The organism is Variovorax sp. VRV01, from assembly GCF_014852545.1.
GTDB lineage: Bacteria > Pseudomonadota > Gammaproteobacteria > Burkholderiales > Burkholderiaceae_C > Variovorax > Variovorax beijingensis_A.
The window spans coordinates 151,081-160,306 of the sequence record NZ_JACVBS010000018.1; the positions used below are offsets into that span (position 1 = coordinate 151,081).

Sequence of the window (9,226 nt, forward strand, 5' to 3'; positions counted from 1 at the left end):
ACGCCCGCGGCCCCATCCGCGAGAGACTTGCCTCCATGCCCGGCGCAGCGTTGCGCCATGGTCCACACCCATCGCACGAGGAGAGTCTCATGAGCGCAATCCAGGAAAAAGTCGTCCTCATCACGGGCGCAAGTGGTGGCATCGGCGCGGCGGCCGCGCGGCTCCTGGCGCGGCGCGGCGCCAAGGTGGTGCTTGGCGCTCGCCGCACCGACCGGCTCGAAGCGCTGGCCGAAGAAATCACCGCCGCCGGCGGCACCGCGAGCTTCCAGCGGCTGGACGTCACGTACCGGCCCGACGTGGAAGCATTTGCCGAATTCGCACTCGAAACGCACGACCGCATCGACGTGCTGGTGAACGCCGCGGGCGTGATGCCGCTGTCGCCGCTGTGGACGCGCAAGGTCGACGAATGGGAGCTGATGCTCGACGTGAACCTGCGCGGCGTGCTGCTGGGCATTGCAGCGGTGCTGCCGACCATGCAGGAACAGGGCTGGGGCCACATCGTCAACGTGGCGCCGGTGCCCGCGCAGGGCGTGTCGCCGAACTCGGCCGTGTATTGCGGCACGCAGTACGCGGTGGACGCCATCTCCGAAGGCCTGCGGCAGGAGCACGCAGGGAAGGTGCGCGTGACGGTGGTTCGCCCCGACGTGAGCGAGGCGGACCGCACGCTGGCCGACCGCATCGCAGCCTGCAGCAGCTTCGAGCGCATGGTCACGCGGCGGCGCATCGCGGTGCCCGCGGAAGCCGTGGCCCGCTCGATCGCTGGCGCCATCGAGGGCGGCAGCATCTCGGCCCCGCGCCGCCCCGCATGGCGGCCGAGGCCGGCCGAGCACGCGGCGTTCTGAGGGGGCGCGTCAGTAGGTCTTGTAGGGCAGGAACTTGCCCGAGAGCACCACGTTGACGCGGTCGCCCTTGGGATCGGTCTGGCGCTGGATGTCCATGCTGAAGTCGATGGCGCTCATGATGCCGTCGCCGAACTCTTCGTGGATCAGCTCCTTGATGGTGGTGCCGTACACGCTCACCACCTCGTACCAGCGGTAGATGAGCGGATCGGTCGGCACGGGCGTGGGCAGCGAGCCCTTGTAGGGCACCACCTGGAGCCACTTCTGCTCTTCCACGGTCAGGCCGAAGATCTTGCCGATGACCTTGGCCTGCTTGTCGTCGAGCGTCATCTGGCCGAGGCAGGCGGCGGTGGTCCACTCTTTCGAAAGGCCGACCTTCTTCGCCACATCGGCCCACTGGATGCCCTTGGACACCTTCACGGTAATGATCTTCTCGGTGACGTCGTTGCGGTTCATGCGGGTTTGCTCCTGATTGAAATGAAGAATGAGAACGAAGGAAAAGTCATGACGCCTTGGCGCGCGTGACGAGGAAATCGACGATGTGGTTGCGCAGCGCGTAGTAACCGCCCTGGTGGTGCAGCGAAGCGCGCGTGCGCTCGCGCGGCAGCGGATTGACCACGGTCTCGGCGATGTTGCCGGCGCGCCAGCCGCCGCCCGGCTGGTCGGTGCCGTTGGTCATCAGCAGGATGCGGTCGGCCAGCAGGATCGCCTCGTCCACGTCGTGCGTGATCATGAAGACGGTCTGCTGCGTCTGGCGCACGATGGCCATGAGCTCGTCCTGGATGGTGCCGCGCGTGAGCGCATCCAGCGCGCCGAAGGGCTCGTCGAGCAGCAGCATCTTGGGCTGGATGGCAAAGGCGCGCGCAATGCCCACGCGCTGCTTCATGCCGCCCGAAAGCTGCGCGGGCTTCTTGTCGATGGCGGCCCCGAGGCCCACCATGGCCACGAAGCGCTCCACCTGCGTGTTGACCTGCGCGGCCGGCCAGCCGGGCCAGCGCGAAGCCACCGCGAAGGCGATGTTCCTGCGCACCGTGAGCCACGGCATCAACGCATGGCTCTGGAACACCACGCCGCGCTCCAGGCTCGGGCCGGCCACCTCGCGGCCGTCCATGAACACATGGCCGGCGCTTGCCTGGTCCAGGCCCGCCAGCACGTTGAGGATGGTGGTCTTGCCGCAGCCCGAGTGGCCGATGATGCAGACGAACTCGCCACGGTCGAGCGTGAATGACACGTCCGCGAACACCGGCCGCGCCGGCACGAAGGCCTTGGCCAGGCCCTCGATGCGCAGGAAGCCGCTGGTGGCGGGCCGTGGGGCGGGAACAGGTGTCATGAGGGTGCCTTGTGCCGATCGATCACTCCACATAGGTCACCTTTCGCTGCAGGCCCGCGAAGGCCTGGTCGAGCAGCATGCCGACGATGCCGATCACCAGGATCGCGAAGATCACGTTGGTGAGCGAGAGGTTGTTCCATTCGTTCCAGACGAAGTAGCCGATGCCCGTGCCGCCCACCAGCATCTCGGCCGCCACGATGACGAGCCAGGCGATGCTCATGCTGATGCGCATGCCGGTCAGGATGGTCGGTGCCGCGGCCGGCAAGATCACGCGGAACGCGCGGCGCAGCGGCTTCACCTCCAGCGTGCTCGCCACGTTGAGCCATTCGCGCTTGACCGAGGCCACGCCAAAGGCGGTGTTGAGCAGCATCGGCCACACCGAGCAGATGAAGATCACGAAGATGCCGCTGACCGACGAGTCCTTGATGGTGTAGAGCGCAAGCGGCATCCACGCCAGCGGAGAAATGGGCTTGAGCACCTGGATGAACGGATCGAAGGCCTTGTGCAGCAGCGGCGACATGCCGATCACGAAGCCGAGCGGCAGCGCCACCACGCAGGCCAGCAGGAAACCCAGCCCCACGCGGGCCAGCGAGTACGCAAGCTGGATGGCAATGCCCTTGTCGTTGGGTCCGTTGTCGTAGAAGGGGTTCGAGAGATGCTTCCAGGCCGTGACGGCCATTTCCGCCGGCGTGGGAAAGCCCGAGCTCTTGACCTGCCCGCCCGGATCCTTGCCGAGCATCTTCTGGTATTCGATCTGCTCGGCGGTCATGCCCGCAGCGGCACCGGTGCCGGCCGCGGGCAGGGTGGCCAGCTGCCACGCGCCGACCAGCAGCAGGAACATGAGAAGCGACACCAGCGCCGCCTTCAGCGAAAGGGTTTTCTTGCCGCGCATGGTTCAGGCCATCTTGCCGATGGCAAAGCTCTTGACGTAGTCGTCGGGCTTCGCGGGGTCGAACACCTTGCCCATGATGGTGAACTTGGGGTACGCACCTTCGGGCGCGGCCTGGCCGAGCTCCTTCATGCGCTTCTTCGCATCGGTCAGCAGGAACACCTTCTCTGCAATCTGCCTGTAGTTGACGTCGCCCTTCACGTAGCCCCAGCGCTTCATCTGCGTAAGCATCCACACCGCCATCGATTGCCATGGAATCGGATCGAAGTCGGCGCGGTCGGGCACGGTGCGGATGTTGCCCAGGCCGTCGGCAAACTTGCCCGTGAGCACCTGCGTCAGCACGGTCTCGGGCTGGTTCAGGTACTGCGCGGGCGCGATCACCTTGGCGATGAGCTCGCGGTTCTTCGGGTCGCGCGCCATGGCCGATGCGGTGAGCACCGAGCGCACCAGCGCGGCAAAGGTGTTGGGATTCTTCTCGATGAATTCGGTCGAGGTGCCGAACGCGCAGCAGGGATGGCCGTTCCACAGGTCGCGCGTCAGCAGATGCAGGAAGCCGATTTCCTCGAACACGGCGCGCTGGTTGAAGGGGTCGGGGCCCAGGTAGCCGTCGATGTTGCCTGCGCGCAGGTTGGCCACCATCTCGGGCGGCGGCACCACGCGGATCTGGATGTCGGTGTCGGGGTTCAGGCCCGCCTCGGCCACGTAGTAGCGCAGCAGGAAGTTGTGCATGCTGTACTCGAAGGGAACGGCAAACTTCATGCCCTTCCACATCTTCGGGTCGCGCTTGTCCTTGTGCTTGTTGGCCAGCGTGATGGCCTGGCCGTTGGTGTTCTGGATGGTGGCGACGTTCATCGCCACCTGGTTGGAGCCCGCGCCCATCGAAATGGCGAGCGGCATGGGCGACAGGAAATGCGTGGCGTCGTATTCCTTGTTGAGCATCTTGTCGCGGATCAGCGCCCATCCCGCCGTCTTGACCACCTCGACGTTGAGCCCCTGCTTCTGATAGAAGCCCAGCGGGTGCGCCATGATGAGCGGCGTGGCGCAGGTGATCGGAATGAAGCCGATCTTGAGGTTGGTCTTTTCGAGCGGGGCCTTGTCCTGCGCCATGGCCTGCAGTGCGCCGAGCGGCAATACCGAGGCAATGGCCGCACGCGCGGTGTTGGCGCCCACCGCGCGCAGGAAGCCGCGGCGCACGCTGTCCACCGGGAACAGCGCCTTCATGAGGCTGGCTTCGAGCTTGTCGTCGGGGCCGACGCCGATCTCCGGACCACGGCCATGGTTGCGGCCGCAGGCGCAGCGCATGTTCAGTGGCCGGTCGGCGTCGTAGAGATCGCAGGCGGTCGAATCGGATGGGCTGGACATGGTGGATGCACCTCGGTGAAAAGATGCCTGCCACGATGCAAGCCCCGGGCCGGAAGCGAGGCCCGAGGGCCCAGGGGCCGCAGATCGTGCCGCGCTTGTCGAGGCCTTGTAGGGCTGGCACTACAAGGCAGTGCCCGCCGGCTTCGTTTTCAGGCCGCGGGGGCGGCCTTGCCGTGGCGCTCGGCATACAGCGCGAGCTCGACGTCGTTCTTGGTGCCGGTCTTTTCGAGGATGCGCGCGCGGTAGGTGCTCACCGTGTTGGACGCGAGGCCGAGCTGCGCACCAATTTCGCTCACGCTGTGCCCGGTACTGAGCAGGCGGTACACCTGGTGCTCGCGATGCGAGAGCTGCTCGGGGCCTTGTCCCACGTTGCGGCCCACGGCGACAGCCAGTGCTTCTGCCGTGGCCGCCGATACATAGAGGCCGCCGGCCGCCACCTTGCGCACTGCCCCCACCATGTCGTCGGCGTCGGCACTCTTGTTGAGATAGCCCGAGGCGCCGAGCTTGATGCAGCGCACGGCGTACTGCTTCTCCGGGTAGGTGCTGAGCATCAGCACCGGGAGCGTGGGCCAGTCCTTTCGCAATGCCTGCAGTACGTCGAGGCCGTCGCGTCCCGGCAGCGCGATGTCGAGCAGCACCACGTCGAGGCCTGCGGAGCCGCCGAGTTCCTGTACAGCGCTCAGCACCTCGGGGCCGGTCTGCGCTTCGGCGCGTACGGTCATCGAGGGCAGGCCGTTGGAGAGGTCGCCGAGCATCTGCTTCAGGCCCTCTCGCACGATGCGGTGGTCGTCGCCAATGAGTACGCGGATGTCGTTCATTTCAAATGACGCGATGAGGGGTGGGTGGCGGATTGTCTGTGTTCTTGGTGCTCTTGTTCTTGGTGCTTTTGTTCAGGGCGTGTGCACAGGCCACCGGGTACTCCCCTCCGCGAATGTCCCCCGGCCTGCGGCCTCCTCCTTTATTTCGCTGCGGGGAGCACCCGATGCCCTGTGCACCTGGGCACGCTGCTATTGATCTGGCGATCAACCACCACTCTGAATAACGCTCCCGTCGATGGGGTGCCTTGCGCAGCGAAATCAAGGGGGAGGCCGAAGGCCGGAGGACATTCGCTTCGCCGTGTACCCCGTCGGCGGGAGCGCGCCCTGAACAGCAGCGCACGTCAACCCCGAAACGACGCAAAGAAAAACTAGCCTTCACCTCAAGCATTCCCCAACAGCGGCAGATGCAGGCAAAAGGTACAGCCCTCGCCGACACGGCTGTCGATATCGATGCGCCCGCCGAAGTGGCGCGCGCGCTCCCGCATGCCGAGCACCCCATAGGAGGTGGTGGCCTCGAAGGCCTGAACCGGCGCGCCCACGCCATCGTCGCGCACGCTGATGCTCAGTTGCGTGTCTTCGACGCCGATGCGGATGCGGAGGCTGCGCGCCTTCGCATGGCGCCCGACGTTGCTGAGCATCTCCTGGAAGATCCGGAATACCGCAATGGCCGCAGGCTCGGGCAGCTCCACGCCCGCGGGCACGTCGAAGTGCCATTGCAGCGCCAGCTCGGCCGACTGTACGAACTCGTGCGCCTGCCATTCGAGCGCCGCCCACAGGCCCTGGTGGTCGAGGATGCTGGGGCGCAGGTCGGTGATGATGCGGCCCACGTTGTCGACCGCGCGCTCGATCAGCTGGCTCATGTTGCCGCACTTGCCGCGCATCTGGTCGCGCATGGCCTGCGCCGCATCGGGCGTGCGCTCCTGCTGCTCGCCCAGGCGCTTGCCGATCCAGTTGACGTCCATCTTGAGCGCCACCAGCAGGCTGCCGAGCTCGTCGTGCACTTCGCGGGCGATGCGCGTGCGCTCATCTTCGCGTACCTTGTCGAGCCAGGCCGAGAGCTCGCGCAGCTGCACCAGCGCATCGCTCAGCTCGCGCGTGCGCTCCTGCACGCGCAGGCCGAGCTCGTCCTTGGCCTGCTGCAGCGCCTCGGCCTGGCGGCGGCGCTCGGTGATGTCGACAAAGGTGATGACGGCGCCGCGCACCTGCGCGCCGTCCATGATCGGATGGCTCGAATACTCCACCGCGAAGGCGCTGCCGTCGCGACGCCAGAACACCTCGGTGTCGATGCGGCACGGCAGGCCGCGGCGAAAGGCGTTGAAGATGGGACAGTCCGTGTCGGCGTAGTGCGAGCCGTCGGGATGCGAATGGTGCGTGAGCTCGTGCATGTTGCTGCCGATCACGTCGCGCGCCTCATGCCCCAGCATCTGCGCGCCGGCCCGGTTGATGAACATGCAATGGCCGTCGAGGTCGATGCCGAAGATGCCTTCGCCGGTCGACTCGAGCAGCAACCCCAATTGGTGCTGCCAGAGCGGGTGGCTGGCGGTGGGGTTCAGTACGGGTGTCTCCATGCACCAAAAGCAAGCAACAAACGTTCCTGGTTCCTTGCTCCCTCTCCCCTCGGGGAGAGGGTTGGGGTGAGGGTGCTCAGCGCTCCCAACGGAACTTGCGCTCCGATTCGGCAATGGGCTGGTCGTTGATGCTCGCGAAGCGCCGCTGCATCAGCCCGTTCTCGGCGAATTCCCAGTTCTCGTTGCCGTGGCTGCGGAACCACTGCCCGGCCGCGTCGTGCCATTCGTACTCGAAGCGCACCGCGATGCGGTTGTCCATGAAGGCCCAGAGCGACTTCTTCAGGCGGTAATCGTGCTCGCGCTCCCACTTGCGGGTGAGGAATTCCACCACCTGCTCGCGGCCGTTGACGAAGTCGGCGCGGTTGCGCCACTCGATGTCGGGCGTGTAGGCCAGGCTCACGCGAACCGGGTCGCGCGTGTTCCAGGCGTCTTCGGCGGCCTGGACTTTCTTCAGGGCGGTCTCAAGGGTGAAGGGCGGCAGCGGAGGACGTGATTCCATGGTGGTCTTTCGTTGAAGGTGAAGTGAGGAAATGGCGAAGGCCCGCAATGTGCCACATGTAGACAGACCTGTCTACATGCCTACAATAGCGCCATGGACATCTCCGCACTGCCCGCACGCGAACGCATCCTGCTCACGGCGCACGAGCTCTTCTATGCCGATGGGATCCGCGCCACCGGCATCGACCGCGTCATTGCCGCATCGGGCGTCACCAAGGTCACCTTCTATCGGCACTTCCCGTCGAAGGACGACCTGGTGCGCGCCTTTCTCGATCACCGGCATGCGCGATGGATGGCATGGTTCGTCGATGCACTGGGACGCCGCGGCGCGCACGAACGCGCCGGCGATGCCGGGGCCCTGCTGCTGCTCGCCGACGTGATGGCCGAATGGTTCGCCGACCCGGCCTTTCGCGGCTGCGCCTTCATCAACGCGGTGGCCGAGGTGGGCGGCAGCGTGGAGGGCGCCGCCGAGCGCGCGCGCGAACACAAGCGCGAGATGGTGGAGGTCATTGCCGGCCTGCTGCCCGCGGCCTTGCCCGCACGCATGGCGCTCGCCCAGACCGCGGCGCTGGGCGTGGACGGCGCCATCGTCAAGGCGCAGATGGGCGGCGCGGCCCTGGCGCGCGAAGCAGTGGACGATCTGCGGCGCCTGCTCGAGGCACTGGCCGCCACGCTGCATCGATAAGATCGCTCCCGGAAAACACCCCATGGCATCGACGCGACTTCCCTCCACGCAGGGCCTGCAGGCCTTCGAGGCCGTGGCGCGTCTGCGCAGCGTGAACCTCGCGGCGGAAGAGCTCAGCGTCACGCCCAGCGCGGTGAGCCACCGCATCCGGCAGCTCGAGACGCTGCTCGAACTCAAGCTTTTCACAGGCAACGACTTCGGCCTGAGCGCCGATGGCGTGGCTTACCTGGCCCGCGTGCGCGAGGCCATTGCGGCACTGCAGCAGGTGCCCGGCCGCGAGCCCGCATCGCAGGTGCGGCGGCTGCGGGTGGCCGTCACGCCCACGTTCTCCCGCCAGATGCTGCTGCCCCGGCTCGCACGCTTTCGCGATGCCTATCCGAACATCGAGCTGATGCTGCAGGTGACCATGCCGGTGCGCAACATGACGGCCGAAGAGGCCGACCTGGAACTGCGCTTTGGCACCGGACCTTTTCACGACCGCGAGTTCTGCCAATTGCTGGCCGACGACGTAGCGCCCGCCTGCAGCCCGGCGTACCTGCAGCGCCACGGGCCGTTCGACGGCTTTGCGACCGATGCCGAGGTCTCGCGCGTGCAGCTGCTGCGCACGCCGCTCGAGTCGTGGCGCACCTGGTTCAAGGCCCGTGGCATCGGCCTGCCGGAGCCGGCCACAGGCCACCAGTTCAACGACCTGGGGCTGGCGCTCGACGCGGCGGCCGAAGACTTCGGCGTGGTGCTGATGCACCTGAAGCTCGGCAGCGCCTGGCTGGAGAACGGGCGCCTCGTGCGGCTTTCGGCAGAGAGCGCGCCCTCGCCCAACGCCTACTTCCTGTGCTGGCGGCCGGGGGCGATGGAGCGCTGGGAGTGCGCGACCTTCGTCGAATGGCTGCGCCAGGCGCTGCGCGACTGAGCTGAATTCTTTTCAGGTACGGGCCGGGTAAATTTCAGCCCGGCCGGCGCCGGGCGAATCACACTCGGGCCGCCGCAGGCCTGCCCATAATGGCGGGCCTTTCGCAAGAACGAACAACAGAACACCCCAACAGCAACCATCTTGTATGACCAACTCAAGCTGCCACCGCAAAGTCGTCGCGCCAAGGTTGCCTGGTTCTGGCAATGGCGTTGAGGATGATGAGCAGCTTGTGCATGCATGCCACCAAGGCGACCTTCTTTGGCTTGCCTGCGGCCAGCAGGGCCGCATAGAAGGCCTTGAGCACGGGATTGAATCGCGTGCCTACCAAAG

At 66.4% G+C, this 9,226-nt stretch carries 10 protein-coding genes and 1 pseudogene; 3 read left to right on the forward strand and 8 right to left on the reverse strand.

Going from position 1 to position 9,226, the window contains the following annotated elements; all coding sequences use genetic code 11:
* The first annotated feature begins 89 nt into the window (after positions 1–89).
* Positions 90–842 carry an SDR family oxidoreductase gene (locus IB278_RS26760; protein ID WP_145741345.1) on the forward strand — a complete coding sequence of 251 codons (753 nt, stop codon included), beginning with the start codon at positions 90–92 and terminating at the stop codon, positions 840–842.
* Positions 843–851: 9 nt separating this feature from the next.
* Here IB278_RS26760 and cynS read toward each other — a convergent pair whose 3' ends face one another.
* The 7 genes from cynS to IB278_RS26795 all read right to left on the reverse strand — a co-directional run bounded on the left by cynS (position 852) and on the right by IB278_RS26795 (position 7,305).
* A complete protein-coding gene (cynS, locus tag IB278_RS26765; RefSeq protein ID WP_145741344.1) occupies positions 852–1,295 on the reverse strand; it encodes a cyanase in 444 nt (147 codons plus the stop codon).
* A gap of 46 nt (positions 1,296–1,341) precedes the next feature.
* Positions 1,342–2,169, reverse strand: coding sequence for an ABC transporter ATP-binding protein (locus IB278_RS26770; protein ID WP_192326681.1), 828 nt, complete (start codon positions 2,167–2,169; stop codon positions 1,342–1,344).
* A gap of 22 nt (positions 2,170–2,191) precedes the next feature.
* A complete protein-coding gene (ntrB, locus tag IB278_RS26775) occupies positions 2,192–3,061 on the reverse strand; it encodes a nitrate ABC transporter permease (protein ID WP_192326683.1) in 870 nt (289 codons plus the stop codon).
* A gap of 3 nt (positions 3,062–3,064) precedes the next feature.
* Complete coding sequence (locus IB278_RS26780) at positions 3,065–4,420, reverse strand: CmpA/NrtA family ABC transporter substrate-binding protein (RefSeq protein WP_145741338.1); 1,356 nt, start codon at positions 4,418–4,420, stop codon at positions 3,065–3,067.
* Positions 4,421–4,569: 149 nt separating this feature from the next.
* Positions 4,570–5,238 carry a response regulator transcription factor gene (locus IB278_RS26785; protein ID WP_192326685.1) on the reverse strand — a complete coding sequence of 223 codons (669 nt, stop codon included), beginning with the start codon at positions 5,236–5,238 and terminating at the stop codon, positions 4,570–4,572.
* Positions 5,239–5,618: 380 nt separating this feature from the next.
* The gene (locus tag IB278_RS26790; protein WP_192326687.1) at positions 5,619–6,806 is read right to left on the reverse strand and encodes a PAS domain-containing sensor histidine kinase; all 1,188 of its coding nucleotides are present in this window, start codon (positions 6,804–6,806) and stop codon (positions 5,619–5,621) included.
* Positions 6,807–6,882: 76 nt separating this feature from the next.
* Entirely contained in the window at positions 6,883–7,305 is a 423-nt protein-coding gene (locus tag IB278_RS26795; RefSeq protein WP_192326689.1) for a DUF1348 family protein, read from the reverse strand.
* Between the two features lie 93 nt (positions 7,306–7,398).
* On the opposite strand from IB278_RS26795, the gene IB278_RS26800 reads away from it, so the two are divergent.
* Positions 7,399–7,989, forward strand: a complete 591-nt coding sequence (locus IB278_RS26800; protein ID WP_192326691.1) for a TetR/AcrR family transcriptional regulator — start codon at positions 7,399–7,401, stop codon at positions 7,987–7,989.
* Positions 7,990–8,011: 22 nt separating this feature from the next.
* Positions 8,012–8,896 (forward strand): LysR substrate-binding domain-containing protein, encoded by an 885-nt coding sequence (locus IB278_RS26805; RefSeq protein ID WP_145741328.1) that lies wholly within the window; start codon positions 8,012–8,014, stop codon positions 8,894–8,896.
* A gap of 154 nt (positions 8,897–9,050) precedes the next feature.
* Here IB278_RS26805 and IB278_RS26810 read toward each other — a convergent pair.
* A pseudogene (locus IB278_RS26810) lies at positions 9,051–9,226 on the reverse strand (IS110 family transposase); the annotation flags it as partial.

What these genes read in the sequence shown, in the direction of transcription:
- IB278_RS26760 (WP_145741345.1), top strand. Translation starts at nt 90, where the DNA reads ATGAGCGCAATCCAGGAAAAAGTCGTCCTCATCACGGGCGCAAGTGGT.
- cynS (WP_145741344.1), bottom strand. Translation starts at nt 1,295, where the DNA reads ATGAACCGCAACGACGTCACCGAGAAGATCATTACCGTGAAGGTGTCC.
- IB278_RS26770 (WP_192326681.1), bottom strand. Translation starts at nt 2,169, where the DNA reads ATGACACCTGTTCCCGCCCCACGGCCCGCCACCAGCGGCTTCCTGCGC.
- ntrB (WP_192326683.1), bottom strand. Translation starts at nt 3,061, where the DNA reads ATGCGCGGCAAGAAAACCCTTTCGCTGAAGGCGGCGCTGGTGTCGCTT.
- IB278_RS26780 (WP_145741338.1), bottom strand. Translation starts at nt 4,420, where the DNA reads ATGTCCAGCCCATCCGATTCGACCGCCTGCGATCTCTACGACGCCGAC.
- IB278_RS26785 (WP_192326685.1), bottom strand. Translation starts at nt 5,238, where the DNA reads ATGAACGACATCCGCGTACTCATTGGCGACGACCACCGCATCGTGCGA.
- IB278_RS26790 (WP_192326687.1), bottom strand. Translation starts at nt 6,806, where the DNA reads ATGGAGACACCCGTACTGAACCCCACCGCCAGCCACCCGCTCTGGCAG.
- IB278_RS26795 (WP_192326689.1), bottom strand. Translation starts at nt 7,305, where the DNA reads ATGGAATCACGTCCTCCGCTGCCGCCCTTCACCCTTGAGACCGCCCTG.
- IB278_RS26800 (WP_192326691.1), top strand. Translation starts at nt 7,399, where the DNA reads ATGGACATCTCCGCACTGCCCGCACGCGAACGCATCCTGCTCACGGCG.
- IB278_RS26805 (WP_145741328.1), top strand. Translation starts at nt 8,012, where the DNA reads ATGGCATCGACGCGACTTCCCTCCACGCAGGGCCTGCAGGCCTTCGAG.